This is a genomic window from Nocardia sp. NPDC060255 (assembly GCF_042727395.1).
Lineage (GTDB): Bacteria > Actinomycetota > Actinomycetes > Mycobacteriales > Mycobacteriaceae > Nocardia.
Genome location: NZ_JBHXAU010000004.1, coordinates 312,474 through 329,654 on the forward strand (window position 1 = coordinate 312,474; position 17,181 = coordinate 329,654).

General features: G+C 66.4%; 16 protein-coding genes. 6 read left to right on the forward strand and 10 right to left on the reverse strand.

The features are described 5' to 3' along the window. Positions 1–58 precede the first annotated feature (58 nt). Both ACFWF1_RS11540 and ACFWF1_RS11545 read left to right on the forward strand, forming a co-directional pair. Complete coding sequence (locus ACFWF1_RS11540; RefSeq protein ID WP_379281709.1) at positions 59–1,018, forward strand: M64 family metallopeptidase; 960 nt, start codon at positions 59–61, stop codon at positions 1,016–1,018. 199 nt (positions 1,019–1,217) lie between these two features. Then, positions 1,218–3,053: a Xaa-Pro dipeptidyl-peptidase gene (locus ACFWF1_RS11545; RefSeq protein WP_379281710.1), complete on the forward strand. Its 1,836-nt coding sequence runs from the start codon at positions 1,218–1,220 to the stop codon at positions 3,051–3,053. Positions 3,054–3,109: 56 nt separating this feature from the next. Here the strand turns inward: ACFWF1_RS11545 and ACFWF1_RS11550 are convergent, their stop codons facing one another. The 4 genes from ACFWF1_RS11550 to ACFWF1_RS11565 all read right to left on the reverse strand — a co-directional run bounded on the left by ACFWF1_RS11550 (position 3,110) and on the right by ACFWF1_RS11565 (position 6,689). Then, positions 3,110–3,820 carry an alpha/beta fold hydrolase gene (locus tag ACFWF1_RS11550; RefSeq protein WP_379281711.1) on the reverse strand — a complete coding sequence of 237 codons (711 nt, stop codon included), beginning with the start codon at positions 3,818–3,820 and terminating at the stop codon, positions 3,110–3,112. Between the two features lie 24 nt (positions 3,821–3,844). Further along, positions 3,845–4,810 (reverse strand): alpha/beta hydrolase, encoded by a 966-nt coding sequence (locus ACFWF1_RS11555; protein WP_379281712.1) that lies wholly within the window; start codon positions 4,808–4,810, stop codon positions 3,845–3,847. A 55-nt stretch (positions 4,811–4,865) separates the two neighbouring features. Further along, a complete protein-coding gene (locus ACFWF1_RS11560) occupies positions 4,866–5,582 on the reverse strand; it encodes an alpha/beta fold hydrolase (protein WP_379281713.1) in 717 nt (238 codons plus the stop codon). Between the two features lie 93 nt (positions 5,583–5,675). After that, positions 5,676–6,689, reverse strand: coding sequence for a GlxA family transcriptional regulator (locus ACFWF1_RS11565; RefSeq protein ID WP_379281714.1), 1,014 nt, complete (start codon positions 6,687–6,689; stop codon positions 5,676–5,678). A gap of 78 nt (positions 6,690–6,767) precedes the next feature. Here ACFWF1_RS11565 and ACFWF1_RS11570 point away from each other — a divergent pair, with 78 nt between their 5' ends. After that, a complete protein-coding gene (locus ACFWF1_RS11570; RefSeq protein ID WP_379281715.1) occupies positions 6,768–7,382 on the forward strand; it encodes a TetR/AcrR family transcriptional regulator in 615 nt (204 codons plus the stop codon). A 59-nt stretch (positions 7,383–7,441) separates the two neighbouring features. Here ACFWF1_RS11570 and ACFWF1_RS11575 read toward each other — a convergent pair whose 3' ends face one another. Then, positions 7,442–8,329 carry a helix-turn-helix domain-containing protein gene (locus ACFWF1_RS11575; protein WP_379281716.1) on the reverse strand — a complete coding sequence of 296 codons (888 nt, stop codon included), beginning with the start codon at positions 8,327–8,329 and terminating at the stop codon, positions 7,442–7,444. A 310-nt stretch (positions 8,330–8,639) separates the two neighbouring features. Between ACFWF1_RS11575 and ACFWF1_RS11580 the strand changes: the two genes are divergently transcribed. After that, on the forward strand, positions 8,640–9,473 hold the full coding sequence (locus ACFWF1_RS11580; RefSeq protein ID WP_379281717.1) for a S1/P1 nuclease: 834 nt from the start codon (positions 8,640–8,642) through the stop codon (positions 9,471–9,473). Positions 9,474–9,476: 3 nt separating this feature from the next. Here ACFWF1_RS11580 and ACFWF1_RS11585 read toward each other — a convergent pair whose 3' ends face one another. The 3 genes from ACFWF1_RS11585 to ACFWF1_RS11595 all read right to left on the reverse strand — a co-directional run bounded on the left by ACFWF1_RS11585 (position 9,477) and on the right by ACFWF1_RS11595 (position 12,512). Then, entirely contained in the window at positions 9,477–10,328 is an 852-nt protein-coding gene (locus ACFWF1_RS11585; protein ID WP_379281718.1) for a hypothetical protein, read from the reverse strand. A gap of 151 nt (positions 10,329–10,479) precedes the next feature. Continuing rightward, on the reverse strand, positions 10,480–10,791 hold the full coding sequence (locus ACFWF1_RS11590) for a hypothetical protein (protein ID WP_379281719.1): 312 nt from the start codon (positions 10,789–10,791) through the stop codon (positions 10,480–10,482). A 182-nt stretch (positions 10,792–10,973) separates the two neighbouring features. Next, complete coding sequence (locus ACFWF1_RS11595; RefSeq protein ID WP_379281720.1) at positions 10,974–12,512, reverse strand: M1 family metallopeptidase; 1,539 nt, start codon at positions 12,510–12,512, stop codon at positions 10,974–10,976. 314 nt (positions 12,513–12,826) lie between these two features. On the opposite strand from ACFWF1_RS11595, the gene ACFWF1_RS11600 reads away from it, so the two are divergent. Next, a complete protein-coding gene (locus ACFWF1_RS11600; protein ID WP_379281721.1) occupies positions 12,827–13,660 on the forward strand; it encodes an NAD(P)H-binding protein in 834 nt (277 codons plus the stop codon). A gap of 77 nt (positions 13,661–13,737) precedes the next feature. On the opposite strand, the gene ACFWF1_RS11605 is transcribed toward ACFWF1_RS11600, so the two are convergent. Both ACFWF1_RS11605 and ACFWF1_RS11610 read right to left on the reverse strand, forming a co-directional pair. Then, positions 13,738–14,274 (reverse strand): hypothetical protein, encoded by a 537-nt coding sequence (locus ACFWF1_RS11605; protein ID WP_379281722.1) that lies wholly within the window; start codon positions 14,272–14,274, stop codon positions 13,738–13,740. A 249-nt stretch (positions 14,275–14,523) separates the two neighbouring features. Next, entirely contained in the window at positions 14,524–15,435 is a 912-nt protein-coding gene (locus ACFWF1_RS11610; protein ID WP_379281723.1) for a DUF1206 domain-containing protein, read from the reverse strand. A 376-nt stretch (positions 15,436–15,811) separates the two neighbouring features. On the opposite strand from ACFWF1_RS11610, the gene ACFWF1_RS11615 reads away from it, so the two are divergent. Next, a complete protein-coding gene (locus tag ACFWF1_RS11615) occupies positions 15,812–17,140 on the forward strand; it encodes a dicarboxylate/amino acid:cation symporter (protein WP_379281724.1) in 1,329 nt (442 codons plus the stop codon). The last annotated feature ends 41 nt before the right edge of the window (positions 17,141–17,181 follow it).

Here is a 17,181-nt window from a genome sequence, read left to right on the forward strand (position 1 = left end):
GTGAAGCGCGGCACGCGCCGTCCGCGTCGAATTCGCGAACCACTCGAGGAGCCTTGCCATGCCCTTGTTACGACACATGTTCGCAATCATGCTCGGCGCGTTCATTATTGCCGGAATGTCGGTCGCGGTCGGCTCGGCGGGCCCGACCGAGGAGCGGGAAGTATTTTCGCCGGACGGCACCATCAGCCGCGTTATCGCGCCCGTCCCCGACAAAAGCCCGGCACCGCGCTCGGCGGTGCAGGCCGACGTCGTGACGATCCAGCAAACCGGACCGTCGAGTCAGCGGTTCGATCTCGTGTTCGTCGGTGACGGATACACCGCCAGTCAATTGGGCACCTACAAGCAGCATGCGATCAATCGGTGGAACGAGATCACCCAGGTCGAGCCGTTCAAGACATATAAGAATTCGTTCAATGTCTGGGCGGTCAACGTGGTCTCCCAGCAGTCCGGGGTGGACAACGATCCGCGTGGCACGTATCGGAATACCGCGCTGGACATGACTTTCTGGTGCGGCGGCACCGAGCGGCTGCTGTGCGTCAACGAAACCAAGGCGCTGCAGTACGCGCGGCTGGCGCCCGAGGCCGACCAGGTGATCGCGCTGGCCAACACCACCAAGTACGGCGGCGCGGGCGGCGGGGTCGCCACGTCGTCCGGCGGGAACGCCCAGGCCGGACAGATCGTGCTGCACGAGCTCGGGCACTCGGTGGGTGGTCTCGCCGACGAGTACGACTACCCGAACGACCGCTACACCGGTCGTGAGCCGAGCGAGGCCAACGCGTCGACCTACACCAGCGCGCAGATGCAGCAGAACCGCACCAAGTGGTACCAGTACCTGGGCAAACAGTCCCCGGACGGCGGCGTGGTCGGCACTTACGAAGGCGCGGTCTACTGCAAGCGCGGTGTGTACCGGCCGACCGAGAACTCGTTGATGCGGACGCTGGGTCGCGAGTTCAACCTGATCGGGCTGGACGCGATGAAGGCCGCGATCGAGCGGAAGAGCCCGCCGCGTCAGTCCTGACCCGTCACCGGATGCCCGGCCAGTTCTGGTCGGGCATCCGAGGTAATTCCCTGAGCCAGTAGGTATTTCGAGTCTCGCACGGGAGTGCCTCGTGATGAGCGGTGACAAGGAGAAGACAATGGCAGCCAGACAGCATCAGCACAGACATGATCGGCGGGGGCCGCGAACCCGAGTGGTCCGGGCAGTCAGGTGGACCCTGGTGACGCTGCGGCGCCTACCGCGCTTGGCGCTGCTGGGCGTGGCCGCCGCGCTGCTGCTTTCCGGTGCGCCCGCGATGGCCGAGCCGCAGACCGGACCGAGCATCGCCGGCGGCGAGGCCCAGCCGACGTTCAATGCGGCCGCGGCTGTCCGCCAAGACCTTTGGGTGCGCGCGCCGGTGGACAGCGACGCGGACGGTAAGGACGACGAGGTGCACGTTCAGGTCGTGCGCCCGGCCGGGGCCACCGGCAAGCTGCCGGTGGTGTACCAGGCGAGTCCGTACTTCTCTGGCGGCAACGACGTCACCAATCATGGTGTGGACGTTGAGCTTTACGTGCCGAACGGCGCCGACGCACGGATGGCTCCGGCACCCGGCGAGCTGCGTGCGCGGGTGGCCGAGGATCTGCGGGCCGCCGGCATCACCCTCGACAAGGGCCAGATCACTTGGCAGTACGAGGACTACTTCCTCGCTCGCGGCTTCGCGGTGATGTACGGCGAGTCGCTCGGCACCGGCACGTCCACCGGCTGCCCGACCTCGGGCGGGCGCAACGAGACCATCGGCGCGCGGGCCCCGATCGATTGGCTGAACGGGCGCGCCAAAGCCCGTGACGCGCAAGGCAAGAACGTCGTCGCCAGCTGGGCCAGCGGCAAGGTCGGCATGATGGGCGTGTCCTACAACGGAACCCTGCCCAATGCCGTCGCCTCCACCGGCGTGCCCGGACTGGAAGCCATCGTGCCGATCGCCGCGATCAGCAACTGGTACGACTACTACCGGGCCGGGGGCGCGGTGGTCGCGCCGGGCACCTATCAGGGCGAGGACACCGACGTGCTGGCCAAGTACGTCTACACCAGGGCCGACCGGAACATCTGCACGCCGGTGATCAACAAGGTGGAGCAGGATCAGGACCGGGTGGACGGTAACTACACCGCCTTCTGGAACGAGCGCAACTACGTCAACGACGTCAGCAAGGTGCATGCCGCGGTACTGGCCGTGCACGGTCTCAACGACTTCAACGTCAAGACCAAGAATGTCGCGCAGTGGTACGACGCGCTGAAGAAAGCCGGTGTGCCGCACAAGATCTGGCTGCACCAGTCCGGTCACACCGACCCGATCAGCCTGCGCAAGGACGAGTGGCTGCGCACGGTGAACCGCTGGTTCAGCAAGTACCTGCTCGGCCAGAACAACGGCATCGATCGCGAGCCCAAGGCCACCATCCAGCGCGAGGACAAGTCGTGGGTGGACGAGGCGGACTGGCCTGCCCCGGCCACCGCTGGCGCGACCGCAGTGTTCCAACCCGGCGGCCGCAATATCGGCGGGCTGGCCACGAGCGGAGCGGGTAAGGTCACCGAATCCCTCGACGACGACGCGACCAAACTGGCCGCCGACCTCGTCGCCGCACCCAGCTCACCGAACCGGCTGGAGTACTTCTCCAAGCCCACCACCACAACGCTGCGCATCAGTGGTGCGGTCGACGTGGCGTTGAAGGCGACCTTCCAGCGCCCGGCCGCGAATGTGACTGCGCTGCTGGTGGATCGCTCGCCCGACGGCAGCTCCCGGATCGTCACCAGGGGCTGGGTGGACCCGCAGAACCGTGACTCGCTCAGCAAGACCAGCCCGATCACCCCGGGCAAAGAGTACGCGATCAACGTGTGCATGATGCCGCACGACTACGTGCTGGTGCGCGGACACAAACTGGGCGTGGTGGTGTTGTCCAGCGACAACGAGTACACCCTGCGGCCCAAGCCAGGACCCGGCTTCGGCGTGAACCTCGCCGAAACCAAGGTCACGTTCCCGGTGGTGGGTGGCCAAGCCGCACTCAACGCCGCGATCGGCTGATCGACCCCGAGATCCGGTCACGCCCGAAACCGTTGGCGTGACCGGATTTCCGGCGTCTACTTCTCGGCAGCCAAGACGATCAGATCGCTGACCACGCCGGGCATGGCGACGCTCACCGCATGCGAGGCGGGGACCTCGACACTGTGCGCGGACGCGCGCTCGGCCATGAACCGTTGTGCCGCAATCGGAATGTTCTTGTCCTCGGTGGTGAGCAACGCGAAGACCGGGATGGTCTGCCATGCCGCCGCCTTGGCCGGTTGCTGCAAGGCGTCGAGGGCAACGGGCCGCTGGGTGGCGGCCATCAGTTCGGCAGCGGGGGTGGGGACGTCTGCGGCGAACTGTGCGGGGAACTCGTCCTGCCGGATGTAGAGCTCGGTTCCCGTATTGCCGTCTGGGAGCGGGTAGTTCGCCGGACGGGTAGTCGGCCCGAGGGTGGAGCCGGGGAACTTGTCGGTCAATTCCAGCGCGCTTTCGCCCTCGGCCGGGATGAAGGCGGCGATATAGACCAGCGCCTGCACGTTCGGCTTCCCGGCCGCGGCGACGGTGATAACGCTACCGCCGTAGGAATGACCGACCAGCACGCACGGGCCGGCGACATCATCGAGGACCGAGCCGATGTATGCGGCATCGCTGTCCAGGCCGCGCAGCGGGTTTGCCGCGGCGACGACCGAATAGCCCTGTGCGCGTAGTGTTTCGACGACACCGTTCCAGCTGGAGGAGTCGGCGAACGCGCCGTGCACCAGCACGATGGTTGGGGCGGTACTCACGAATGTTCCTTTCGCGGCGTGGAATTACGCGGGGTAGAGGGCGGCGTGTAGCACCGCGACGGCCTGGGCGACAGCGGCTTTGGCGGCGTTGGTGTCGTGCATCGAGTTGACCATCACGAAGTCATGGATGATGCCGCCGTACCGCGCCTGGATGACCCGCACGCCCGCGGTCCGCAGCTTCGCCGCGAAAGCCTCACCCTCGTCACGCAATACGTCGTTCTCGGCCGTGATGACCAGCGCGGGCGGCAGGCCGGACAGCTGCTCGGTGCTGGCGCGCAGCGGCGACGCGGTGATCTGCGCGCGATCTTCTTCGCTGGTGGTGTACTGATCCCAGAACCACTTCATCCCGTCGCGAGCCAGGAAGTAGCCCTCGGCGAACCGGTGGTAGGACTCGGTGTCGAAGTTGGCATCGGTCACCGGATAGAACAGCACCTGCTGCACGAACGAGACGTCGCCGCGTTCCTTGGCCATCAGGGTGAGCGCGATGGCCATGTTGCCGCCGACCGAGTCGCCCGCGACCGCGATGCGCGACGGGTCGAGGTTCTTCTCGGCGCCCTGGGTGGTGACCCACTGGGCGACTCGGTAGGACTGCTCGTTGGCCACCGGGTAGTGCACGTCCGGCGAGCGATCGTACTCGGGGAACACCACGGCCGCGTGCGCGCCGACGGCGAGGTCACGGACCAGCCGGTCATGGGTGTGCGCGTCGCCGAAAACCCAACCGGCGCCGTGGGTGTAGACGATCACCGGCAGCGGCTCGGTGACGTTCTGCGGCTTGACGATCCTGGCGCGCACCGACCCGGTCGGCCCGCCTTCGACGGTGATCCACTCTTCGTCGATCTCGGGCTTGTAGATCGGGGTGTCCTGTACCGAATCGACCGCCTTGCGGCCCTCTTCCGGTGCCAGCTGATAGAGGAACGGGGGCGTCGAGGTCGCGTCGACGAACTCCTGAGCGGCCGGCTCCAGTGCGACGCCGTGCGGGTTTCCGGTCATCGTCATTCCTTTCGGTAGGGCGGAGAAATGCTGCGGTGGTTCTATTTTCGAAAGTTCAAGCGAGCTCGGCGAGTGCTGCGGTGATCACCGCGACGACCTCATCAGGATGGGTCTGCATCACCAGGTGCGGTGCGTCGATCTCGACGACCGACCGCAGCGCGGCCCGCTGGTAGCCGAACCGTTCGACCTCGGGATTGATGGTGCGGTCCGCACTGGAAACGATCCCCCAACCCGGCTTGGTTTGCCAGGCCGCGGCGGTGGCCGCCTCGCCGAACGCGATAGCCGAGAGCGGACGCTGCGAGACGGCCAGCACCTGGGCCCGCGTCTTGTCCAGGCCGGCCGCGAAGACCTCGGGGAAGGCGGCGACATCGACCGAAACGTCGGTTCCCGGCTCGCCGTCGGCGACCGGATACGGTGTGTAGACGAGGTTGGCGGCCAGCTCGGAGTCCGGGAAACCGCCCTGCAATTGGCCGAGGCTCTCGCCGACCGCGAGGACATAGCCCGAGACGTAGACCAGACCGACGACATTGCCGGCCACACCGGCGACGGTGATGACCGCGCCGCCGTAGGAGTGGCCGGCCAGCAGGACCGGTCCGTCGATCTGCTCGACGAAGGACTTGATATACGCCGCGTCCTCGGCCAGGCTCCGGTTGAAGACCGGCGGTGCGACGACCCGATGCCCCGCGGCGAGCAGCCGCTCGGTGACCGGGCCCCAGCTGGACGCGTCGGCGAACGCGCCGTGCACGAGAACAATGGTTGTCTCGGAAGACATGCAGGTCCTTTCTCGATATGGCGTTGTGCCGCACTCAGTTTCCGGTGCGCACCCCGTCCGGCGCCCCTCCGCACGGGCCGCAAAAGCCCCGGATCAGGACACGGCGGCCGCGATCGGTTCGAACGCGCCGGCCGATCCGGTGGAACGGAATCGCTGCTGGTACTTGCGCGGTGAGATGCCGAGCCTGGCCACGAACGCGCGGCGCAGCGCCTCGCTGCTGCCGTATCCGGCGGTCATCGCGGCCTCGGTGACGCTGTGTCCCGCGTGCAGCAGGTCGCGGGCGACGCCGAAGCGGATGAAGGCGACGTATTCGGCGGGGGAGCGTTCGAGCTCGGCGCGGAAGAGCCGGGTCAGATGCCGGACGCTGACCATGGCGTGCGTCGCCAACGTCTGAACCGTGTGCGGGAACGCCGGATCCGCGCAGATCAGGTCGACCACCTTGCGCACCAGCGGGCTGCGCGGGACCGGTCCGCTCAGCGACGCCGAGAATTGTGATTGCCCGCCCGCACGCTGCATGTACACCACGAGCAACTGCGCGACCCGGCGGGCGGCGTCGGCGCCGTAGTCCTCCTCGACCAGGGCCAGCGCCAGATCGACGCCCGCCGCGACTCCCGCCGAGCTGTACAGGTTCGCGTCGCGCACGAAGATCGCGTCCGGCTCGACCACGACCGCCGGGTACCGCCGCGCGAGGTCGGCGGCGTACTTCCAGTGGGTGGTCGCGCGTCTGCCGTCGAAGAGACCGAGTTCGGCCAGGACGAAGGCGCCGCTGCAGATCGAGGCCAGCCTGCGGGTGTGCCAGGACAGGTGCCTGGCCGCGGCGACCAGCGCGGGGGTCACGAACGTCGCGGGTGGCAGTTCGCTGCCCGGGATCACGATGGTGTCGAACCGGCCCGCGTCGGCGGCCGCGGCGGCCACCTCGATCCGGGCGCCGATCGAGGTCTGTACGGCACGGCCGTCGGCCGAGAGCAGGACCACGTCGTAGCCGGGCACGGTCTGATTCGCCTCCACGAAAACCTCGGCGGGGCCGGCGAAGTCGAGCATTTTGACGCCGTCGAAGACCAGCACGCCGATTCGTCGGCGCGGCGGCTCGGTGGAGTTAGGGTCCATGTCAACCATTGTTATGGAGGGACGCCTCCATAACAAGCGGTGTGGGCGATGTCGCACACCGATTGGTACGGTGAGCCCATGGGACGGCCACGACAGTTCGACGAAGCGGGCTTGCTCGACGCCGCTACCGAGCTGTTCTGGTCGCAGGGTTTCGACGACACGTCGGTCGAGGACATCTCGCGGGCGACCGGTGTCGGCAACGGCAGTGTCTACGCCGCCTACGGCAACAAGCAGGGGTTGTTCCTCGCCGTATTCGAGCGCTATTGCGAGGGTCGCGCGCGGTTCGTGCGCGAGGTGATCGGCGCCGCGCCGGGCTCGGCGCGGGCCGCCGTGCGCGCGCTCTTCCAGGCGATCATCGATGACTGTGCCGCACAACCGAATCGGCGCGGCTGCCTGATGCTCAACAGCATCGCGCAACTGGGTGCCCGGATGCCCGAAGTGGTCGCCATCAGCACCAGGGCGACCGCCGCCATGGAACAGGGCGTGGCCGAACGGCTATATCCCGCAGTGCGTCTCGGCGGCGACAAGGTCGACGAGGCCGCGGTGTCGGCGCACAGCGCGAACATCGTGGTGGTGGCGCAAGGGCTGATCCAATTGAGCCGCTTGGGAATTGGGCGGGACCGGTTGGCGGAGATCGCGGACGTCTCCAGCCGGGCGCTGCCGTCGGATTGGGCCGATCGAGTCGCCGGCTGATCAACGGCGAACAGCCCTGGCGATCCGGTCGTGACCGGATCGCCAGGGCTGTCAAGCGTTTACAGTTCTTTGGCGGCGGCGGCCAAGAGGTCGCGGGACCGTTCGGGCGTCTCGGCCTGCACCGCGACCTTGTCCATGACCTCGCGGTAGAGCTGGAGGTCTTCCTTGCGGTCCAGGTAGAGCGCGCTGGTCAGTTGTTCCAGGTAGACGATGTCGGGCAGTTCGCGTTCGGCGAAGCGGAGCATGGTGAACGAGCTACCTGCCGCCGCGTGGCCGCCCGCATCGTAGGGGAGCATCTGGATGGTCACGCCTGTTCGCTGCGACATCTCGATCAGATGCTCGATCTGCTCGCGCAGTACCTTCCGGCCGCCGATGGGGCGATGCAGCACCGCCTCGTCGATGACGGCCCATAATCGGGGGCCGTCGGGCACGTCGAGGATTTCCTGGCGCTTGGTGCGCAGCTCTACCCGCCGGGTCGCCTCGGCGTTCTGGTGGCTGACCTCGATGACCGCGTGGGTGTAGTCCTCGGTCTGCAGCAGCCCCGGAACCAGTTGACCCTCAAATGTTCTGATCGTCTGCGCGGCACCCTCGAGGCCGAGGTAGGTCTCGAACCAGGGTGGCAGCAGGTCGTTGTAGCGATGCCACCAACCGGGCTGGTTGGCCCTGCGGGCCAGGTCGAGGAACATTTCGCGCTGGTCCGGCTCGGTGACGCCGTAGAGGGTGAGCAGATCCAGGATGTCGCGGTCCTTGTATCCGGTGCGGCCGAGTTCGAGCCGGCTGATCTTGGCGTGCGAGCCGCGGATGTGCTCGCCCGCCGCCGCGGGCGTGATGCGTTTCGCCTCGCGCAGCTTGCGGAGTTGACCACCGACGGCGATGCGCAACGCTGTCGGGCCGCGTTCCGCGACCCGCGCATCGATATCCCTGATCCGGACCGGTTCCGTGACCATGACCGCTACTCCGCTTCTCGAAGATCCTGGCGGCGTCGCGTTCGTAGCTGTGACGAACCACACCGCGCCTGTTCTGATGGTATCCCCCGTAGGCGTCATAACAAGCGAACTTGCGCCTGAGTGTGCAGATGCCGCTCTCATCCGACTGTCTCGGGTCAGCCCCTGACCGCGCACGAAGATTTAGCCCGGCGTTTGTTCGGCATATGCCACTTGTCACCGATACTTGAATCAGCAAGAGAGAAAACATAACTCGATCCATGGCGCGCAGCAGGGCGGGTGCGCGAAGCTATTCGGAAGGGATTTGTTCTTGATGCGAGGTAGAGCTGCTCTGGTGGGCGTGTGTGCGTTCGCCGCGATCGTGCTTTCGGTGCCACCCACCGCCAATGCGTGGGGACCGCAGGGCCACAACACCACCGGTGCCATCGCCGACCTGCGGCTGAGCGCTCCGGCGCGGGGTGAGGTGGCCCGGCTGTTGCAGGGGGAACCCGACCCCACGCTCGCCGGGGTGTCCAACTGGGCCGACCAGGTCCGCAACAACGACCCGGACCTGGGGAAGATCTCGGCACCCTGGCATTACGTCAATATCGCCGAGAACGGGTGCGTGTACGACCCGGCGGTGAACGGTAACGACGGCCAGAACGTTATCGAAGCGTTGCGGCGGCAGACGGCGATTCTCGCCGACCGGTCCCGGGCGGACGCCGACCGCCGCCAGGCGCTGAAGTTCATCGTCCACTTCGTCGGCGACATCAATCAGCCGATGCACGCCGGGTACGCGCGCGACCGCGGCGGGAACGAGATCAAGGTCCAGTATCTGGGCCGCAACACCAACCTGCACTCGGTGTGGGACAGCCGCATGCTCGACACCCGCCACGCCAGCGACGCCGACGAGGTGCGGCGACTGCTCGCGCTGCCCGCGCCCGACCTGCCGCCCGCGCAGCCGGACAGCGATCCCGTCCGGTGGGCGCAGGACAGCTGCCGGATCGTCGAAACTCCCGGCGTCTACCCGGATTCGGCCACCATCGGCGACGAGTACACCCGGAAGTTCCTCCCGGTAGCCGAGACTCAGCTTCGGCTCGCGGGGGAGTTGCTCGGGCAGCTGCTCAACACGGTGCTCGCCGCGCCGACCGGATCTGCCAACGGGTAGACCTCAGAATTGGTCAGGGAGAACGGGACCCGTGTACAGCAGGGTGTCGTCGCGGTCGTATACCCGGGCGCTGAAGCGATCCAGCGTCTCGTAGTTCTCGCCGCGGTCGTCGCTCTCGAACACGAACGGCACCTCCTCGTCGGGCGCTGCGTAGGCTCGGCGCAGCTGGTTGAGCCTGCGTTCGCTCGGCAGATCGATGGTCACGGCGAAGGTGTGTGCCACGACATCGGCCGCGAAGACGGTGCCGTTCTCGCTGATCACTTCCAGTTTCACGGCCTCCGGCGCGAGCACGCCGCACAGTCCCGACTCGATCACCGTCTTGACGGCGAAGGGGCGGTCGGGGAAGTCGCTGTCGAGCCCGCCGCAGGCGAAGGAATCCAGGTGTCCTTCCTCGAAGATGAGCATGGCGCCGCCGCCGGAGTCGCTGTAGGCCAGCAGGATCGAGTGGGCGACGGCGGTGTGCGCCCCGATACGCGCGCCGGGGTGCCACCCGAGGTATGAAATGTCTTGTACCGGTATGCCGTTGGCTTCGGCCATCTGATACGCCTCGGCGAAGGTGCGGATCTCGACCGTCCAGTCGGGGTGGTGCTGCTCGCCGGTTTGCCGATCTCGGGCGGCGCTGAAGGCATCGGTAAAGGCTTGTAGCTCCGCCATCATCTGCACGTCCTCACCGGCTTCCAGGTCCGCTTCGTCGAGGGCCGCGTCGAGCTCCTTCGTCAACTGCATCATTTCGGCTTCGGCGGCAACGCGTTTGGCCTCGGCGGCCAGGTACTCGTCGCCGATGGTGCGTAGCCGAGCCATGATCTCCCGGAACTGCTCTTTCGCTTCGAGCTGAACTTCGCCTGATGTGGTCACAACGCTGGGTCTTCCTTCGCCACTCGACAACCGACCTTGCCAGGGTGGCACGCGCACCGACCGAACACGCTTCGCTGACATAATCTCGCCATCACCGGACCATCACCGCCGTCCCGGCCCGCCGGATGTCGACACGAAGGGGCAACCGAATTCACGCAGGATGCTCGGTATCCGAGGCGAGCACGGCCAGTCGGCGCAGGCGTTCGAGGTAGCGGAGTTCCTCCGCCTCGGTGATCAGCGGCAGGACCCGGTCGAGCTCGGCAAGACGCTTGCGCAGTGTCTCGATGCGTTCGGTATCGAGCGACCCGCCGTTCTCGTGCCAGACGGACACACAACCGGCGATGGCCGCGTCCAGAAGCGCCATCTCGACACCCGCGGACCGCACGCTGTGCAGTCGCGCAGGGAACGGCGCGCGCATGTGTTCCTGCCATAGACGGCCCATGACAGCTAGCTGCTCACTCATGTGGCTCATTCTTGTTAGTCGAATGCGTTGCCGCACAACATATCAGAGCAGCACCCCAGTTATCCAGGGCCCGGCCGGCAACGATAAGTCATCGGGTGAAGCGGATCTCGCGGTGGTCGCCTATCTCAGGTGAACAGGAAACCGGGCCCGTGGTGTGCACGGGCCCGGCTTCTGACTAATGGTTACTGCTTTGCGGTGACCACTGCGTAGAGGTCGTCATATACCTTCGGCTTGGCCGGGGGCGGGGTGGCCGACCGGGGAGCCCGCTTCGCGTTCGCGTCGAAGGTGGCGGCCGACGGCTTGTAGGACGGCTTGCCCTTGTCGGTGAGCCAGGTCTTGAACAACGCGTTGGTGCTGCGGCCGGTGACGGCGTTGGCCAGGTCGATGAAGTCGGCGACCTTGGCGTTACCGTACTGGTGTTTGGTGAGCCATTCCCGGACCAGCCGGAAGAAGACGTCGTCATCGTTGATTGCGCTGCGCAGTGCCTGAATGGCCAGCGCGCCTCTGGTGTACAACTCGGCGGGCAGCACGTCGGCCGGTCCCGGATCGGTCAGCACGACATTCCAATTGATCCGGGTGGAGGTGGCGTAGGCGTAGTCGGCGATGTCCGCCGCGGAGCCGGTGTCGTTCTTCTCCGACCAGAGATATTCCAGGTAGCTGGCCCAGCCTTCGTTCAGCCAGCCGTCCTTCCAGGTGGCGACGGAGGTCGAGTCGCCGAACCACTGGTGCGCGTTCTCGTGCACCACGACCGAGTCATTCTTGCCGCGCCTGAAGAATCCGTCGGTGTAGGTGGGCCTGGTCTGGGTTTCCAGCGCGAAGCCGCCCATCCGGGCGTCCACGATCCCGCCGGTGGCCTCGTACGGGTACGGCGTGAGCGTGCTGGCGAGCCAGTCCACGATCTCCGGGGTCCGCTCGATGCTCGCCTTGGCGTTGGCGCGGATGGTCGGATCCAGGTCCGTCGCATAGGCGTTCAGGTTCGGCCTGGCCGGGGTGCCTGCGCTCTGGCCGCTGCGCTCGTATTTGCCGATCGCCAGGAAGGTGGCGTAGGTCATCTGCGGCGACTTGCTCAGCCAGTTGTGCCGCTTCCAGCCCGGAATCGTTTGGGTGACACTGGTTTCGACCCCGTTGGACAGGACGTCGCGATCCTCCGGCGCCAGCACCGACACGGCATAGGTCGCCTTGTCGGTGGGGTGGTCGTTGCTCGGGTACCACCACTCGGCCGAGAAGGGCTCGTTGGAAATGATTGCGCCGCCTGCGTTTTCGATCCAGTTGCGCGCGCCGGCCGCGTTCTGCACGCGGGACGGGATGTCGTTGTAGGCGACGACGGTGGTGAACTCGGCGCCGGTCGTCAGGTTCGCCGGGACGTTGACCGCCAGTTTGTCCTTGCCCAGCGTGTATTTGGCGGGCTTGTTGTCGATCAGCACCGACTGCGTCTGCAAGAGGAAGTCGAAACCGATCGCGGTGCCGGCCTTGAGATCCTGCTTGGCTTTCGCGGTGATCGTGGTGGTGCCGGACAGTCGTCCCGAGGACGGATCGAATTTCAGATCGATGCTGTAATTGGAAACATCGTATGCGGCGCTGCCGATATTCGGGAAGTTAGGGTCGCCGATTCCGGTCAATGACGCTGCGGAAGCCGTGCCCATATTCGAGGCCAATGCCGCGACGACCAGTAGTGGAACAGCTCGTACCGAGGCAGTATGCAACAAGGGAAAGCGTCTCATATTAAATAAACTCCAATGTGTCGGACACGTGGATGTTTCGAGCAAAGCAGGTGCCGTGTAGGTCCGCGTCCTCCTCCGGGACATTGCGATACTCAGAGAAGCACAGTGGAGTACCCCGTTTCCACTGGAGATCAACTGGGGAATTTCGATCATGAAGAGTCGATTTGCGGAATGGGTAAGAGATTCTGTGCAGAATGCCTAGTTGGTGTATTGCGGAAGCGCTTTCATCTGGTCATCGAGGTCTGAGACGCTGACGTATGGAGCCGAGCTTTTCGTCGATGGTTCGCCGGTCCGCCGACGGCTTGACTAAGACCATGACAACAACGAAAAACCACACCATCCTCGTCACCGCGGGCACCGGCAAGGTGGGCCGACGGGTGGCAGAACAGTTGGCCGCCAAGGGATTCCCGGTCCGAATCGGCTCCCGCTCGGCGGAGCGTCCGTTCGACTGGGCGGACCGGAGCACCTGGGCGCCCGTGCTCGACGGCGTACACGCGGCGTTCGTGATGTACACCCCGGATATCGGGGATCCGCTTGCCGCGGAGACGATTCGGGCGTTCAGTGAACTGGCCGTCGCGAACGGCGTTGCGCGACTGGTGCTGCTGTCCGCTCGCGGTGAGGACCAGGCCGCCACCGCCGAGGCGGCGGTACGCGACAGCGGCGCCGAATGGACTGTGCTGCAAGCTGCTTGGTTCAATCAGAACTTCGACGAGGGCGTCTTCACCGCTATGGTGCTGGCCGGCGGCGTCGCCTTCCCCGCAGGGCAGGTACTGGAGCCTTTCGTCGACGCCACCGACCTGGCGGCGGTCGCGGTGCTGGCACTCACCGAGGACGGGCACGCCGGCCAGAACTACGAACTGACCGGCCCCCGGCTGCTGACCTTCGGCGACGCGGTCGAGGCGATCGCCAAGGGAACCGGGCGCGAGGTCCACTACATTCCGGTCAGCGGTGCGGAGTTCGGTGCGGTGCTCGCCGGGGAGTTCGGCATGCCCGCCGAGGAGGTGGCCGGGATGATCGACATCTTCGCGACGCTGCTGGACGGCCGCAACGCCAAGGTGACCGACACGGCTGGCCGCCTGCTCGGCCGCGAGCCGATCGACTTCGCCGACTACGTGCGCGACGCCGTGGCGGCTGGTGCCTGGCAGTAGCCGACCGGGGTGCACCGGCCGAGTTTCCGAAACAGAAGGCCAGGTCTGGCTTTTCAGACCTGGCCTTCGCTATGTCATCAGGCGAACGTCACCTGTGCGGTGACAGTCAGGGTCGACAGGCCGTTGGTGCGACAACCCGCATTGGGCTGCGCGTCCCGCGCCGACACCGTGATCGCGTCACCCTTCAACTGTCCGCCGGTCACGTCGGCGCTGAACGCCAACCCGGTGAACGGATCGGGGTCGATCCGCCAGCCGAACGAGCTGTCACCGCCGGACACCCAGGCGATCGTGCCGCTGCCTTTCGCGGTAACCAACAATCCGCACGGATTGAACCCACCCGCGGTCGCCGTCGCCGACCCGGTGCCCGTCAACTTGCCGGCGCGCAGGTCGGCATGCTGACCATTCCGCGACGCGCAGTTGCTGAGATCCCCGCTCACCGACACCTTCGCGCCGCCCCCGGCCCGCAACGGCGGATCGAGGGTGAGCTTGAACGTCGCCGAGCAACTCAGGTCCCCGTCGGCGGCCTGGGCTGGAGCCGCCGGAAGGACAGCGAGAGCCACCGCGAGCGGTGCCGCCGCGGCCATCATGGTCAGAATTCGAAGTCGCCGTGCCATCTTCGTACCTCCTACTAATGTGCTGTTCACACGTTGTTTCAGGGGCCGAGCAAGCCCACCGGCGCAGGGTCGCTCCGCCGAGGGCGAGCCCACGATACGAGTCCTCGCCCGCCCGTAACGAAACCCGCTGCCCCCCAATGCGTGACGTGCGCGAACCCTCAACTGGGGAAGCCACAAGGCGGGGCACGCGACGACGACCCCGGCACCATGGCCGGGGTCGTCGCCGAATTCCTTTGGGGCGGCCGGGATCTAGACCGGGACACCGCCGTACGTTCTGCGGTGCTTGGCCTCGAGGAAGGACAACACGCCGAAGGCCATGAGACCGATGGAGATCAGGATGAGCAGCCAGGGGCCGAACGGTGTGGTGACGAAGTCACGCAGGACCGCGTCGATGCCCTTGGCCTCGGCGGGGTCGTAGTTCAGGCCGGCGAAGACGGCCGCGAGGCCGATGCTGATCACGATCGCGCCGCGGGCGAGGTAGCCGACGCGGCCGAGCCAGATCACGGCCTCGCGGGAACCGTGGGTCATCCAGCCCATGCGCAGGTCGTCGACGAATGCGAGGCTGAGGCCGAGCATGGTCTGCCAGATGCCGAAGGCGATAATGGCGAGGCCGATCAGGAGGACGACGATCTGGCCGCCGTCCCAGCTCAGGATGCGGCCGGTCAGGTCGCGGGCGATGGCGTCGCTCGGCTTCGGTGTCCGGCCGTGCACCACATAGCGGAAGGTGCCCAAAAAGGCCAGGGCATAGACGATTCCGGAGATCACGGCATAGAAGCGGTGCCTGCCCGACACGGTTCGGCGGGCGCTGACGACCTGGGTGACGCGCCAGACGACCAAAGCGGCGAACCCGAACACCAGGATCCACAGCAGGAGGTAGCCGAGGGGTTTGGTCGCGATCGCGGCCAGCGCGCCGCCGCCGTCCGGTTCGTGCTCCGCGGTGCCGATGGCCAGCATGAAGCCGATGATGCCGATGGTGAGGTAGGCGATGCCGCGCGCGATGAAGCCGAATCGTGCGGCCGCTTCCAATCCGCCGGAACTGGTGGACCTGCGTCGGCGGTAGTCGTCGGCGCGGCGTCCCCACCTGGATCGGCCGCGGCCGCTACGCACGGTGCCGACCCGATCACGTCGTCGATATCTGTTCGTACTTCGAAATATGCTCATGATGTTCCTCATCTCTCACCCGCGTAATGCCCACTCCGCGGCGATTGACACGCGCGCTTCGAGAGCCCAGATCCGCTGCGGGACGCGCGGAGTCGTGACTCGGGCGGATGGGGAAGTGGGTGCGACTGGGGAGTGCGGGCACCGCTCGACCGGCGCTGATCGGAAGGGGTTGTGACGCAGGCCATACGGCGAGCAGCCGAACCGATGAGTAATTGGTCGGACGAATCAATTACCGTTTAGGGCGTTATGAACATTTTCGCGACAGTCGTGCACCTGGTCGCCAGGCTGCATGTGGATCTCGGCCGGTTGGCCGCGCAGCTGTGTTGCTGACGCGCGCTCAGCTCACCAGATCCTCTGATTGTCTTGGATGGTTCCCTTGTCTTCACCCAGTTCGCGCAGCCGTGTCCTGAATCCGGCGCGCTGGTCGTTCGGCGTCCAGATCCTGCTCGGCCTCGCGGTCGGTATCGCGGCGGGCTTCATTGCCCGCGCCACCGGATCCGCCTGGCTCACCAGCACATTGACCCAGGTCGGCGGCATTTTCGTGCAGCTGCTGAAGCTCGCGGTGCCGCCGCTGGTGTTCACCGCGGTACTGGTGAGCGTCGCCGGACTGCGGCACGTCACCAATGCGGCCCGGCTGGCCGGTCGCACCCTGCTGTGGTTCCTCGGCACCGCGCTGATCGCGGTGGCGGTCGGCATCGTGCTCGGGCTGGTCACCAACCCCGGTCGCGGCGTCGAACTGACCCTGCTCGGTGCGAAGGCACCCGACTCGAAGGGCGGCTGGACCGACTTCCTCACCGGCATCATCCCGACCAACGTCGTCGGCGCCTTCACCAATGGCAATGTGCTGCAGCTGGTGTTCCTCGGCGCGGTGCTCGGCGTGGCCGCGCTGAAACTCGGTGAGCGCGCGAAACCCTTTCTGACACTGGCGGAATCGGTGCTGGAGCTGGTGCAGAAGGCGCTGTGGTGGGTGATCCGGCTCGCGCCGATCGGTACCGCCGGGCTGATCGGTAAGGCGATCGCCAGCTACGGCTGGAACCTGCTGCGTCCATTGGCGACCTTCACGATCGCGGTGTACGTGGGCTGCCTCATCGTGCTGGTGGTCGTCTACCCGATCCTGCTGCGCACCGTCGGCGGCGTGAACCCGATCCGCTTCTACGCGAAGGCTTGGCCCGCAGTCGAATTGGCGTTCGTGTCCCGGTCGTCGATCGGCACGATGCCGCTGACGCAGCGGATGGTCACCGAACGGCTCGGTGTGCCAAGAGAATACGCGTCGTTCGCCGTTCCGTTCGGGGCGACCACCAAGATGGACGGTTGCGCGGCAGTGTATCCCGCGCTGGCCGCGATCTTCGTCGCGCAGATCACCGGAACGCACCTCGGCATTCGCGACTACCTGTTGATCGCGTTCGTCTCCGTGGTCGGCTCCGCGGCGACCGCCGGTCTCACCGGCGCGATCGTGATGCTCACCCTGACGCTGTCCACGCTGGGCCTGCCACTGGCCGGGGCCGGTCTGCTGCTGGCCATCGACCCGATCCTGGACATGATCCGCACCGCGACGAATGTCGCTGGGCAGATGGTGGTTCCGGTCCTGGTGGCGAAACGCGAAGGCATCCTCGATCAGGAAATCTTCGATCAGCCGTCGGCCCCGTTGACCGAAGCCGAGCCCGAGCCGGTGGAAGAACCAGAACAGGTGCCCGTGGCAGCCTGACAACGCGGTGGTGCGGCGCCTCGCGCGCCGCACCGCGAATA

Bases quoted from the DNA above. Each gene is read 5' to 3' on its own strand.
- ACFWF1_RS11540 (WP_379281709.1), top strand. From the start codon at position 59: ATGCCCTTGTTACGACACATGTTCGCAATCATGCTCGGCGCGTTCATT.
- ACFWF1_RS11555 (WP_379281712.1), bottom strand. From the start codon at position 4,810: ATGACCGGAAACCCGCACGGCGTCGCACTGGAGCCGGCCGCTCAGGAG.
- ACFWF1_RS11560 (WP_379281713.1), bottom strand. From the start codon at position 5,582: ATGTCTTCCGAGACAACCATTGTTCTCGTGCACGGCGCGTTCGCCGAC.
- ACFWF1_RS11565 (WP_379281714.1), bottom strand. From the start codon at position 6,689: ATGGACCCTAACTCCACCGAGCCGCCGCGCCGACGAATCGGCGTGCTG.
- ACFWF1_RS11570 (WP_379281715.1), top strand. From the start codon at position 6,768: ATGGGACGGCCACGACAGTTCGACGAAGCGGGCTTGCTCGACGCCGCT.
- ACFWF1_RS11575 (WP_379281716.1), bottom strand. From the start codon at position 8,329: ATGGTCACGGAACCGGTCCGGATCAGGGATATCGATGCGCGGGTCGCG.
- ACFWF1_RS11580 (WP_379281717.1), top strand. From the start codon at position 8,640: ATGCGAGGTAGAGCTGCTCTGGTGGGCGTGTGTGCGTTCGCCGCGATC.
- ACFWF1_RS11590 (WP_379281719.1), bottom strand. From the start codon at position 10,791: ATGAGTGAGCAGCTAGCTGTCATGGGCCGTCTATGGCAGGAACACATG.
- ACFWF1_RS11595 (WP_379281720.1), bottom strand. From the start codon at position 12,512: ATGAGACGCTTTCCCTTGTTGCATACTGCCTCGGTACGAGCTGTTCCA.
- ACFWF1_RS11600 (WP_379281721.1), top strand. From the start codon at position 12,827: ATGACAACAACGAAAAACCACACCATCCTCGTCACCGCGGGCACCGGC.
- ACFWF1_RS11605 (WP_379281722.1), bottom strand. From the start codon at position 14,274: ATGGCACGGCGACTTCGAATTCTGACCATGATGGCCGCGGCGGCACCG.
- ACFWF1_RS11610 (WP_379281723.1), bottom strand. From the start codon at position 15,435: ATGAGCATATTTCGAAGTACGAACAGATATCGACGACGTGATCGGGTC.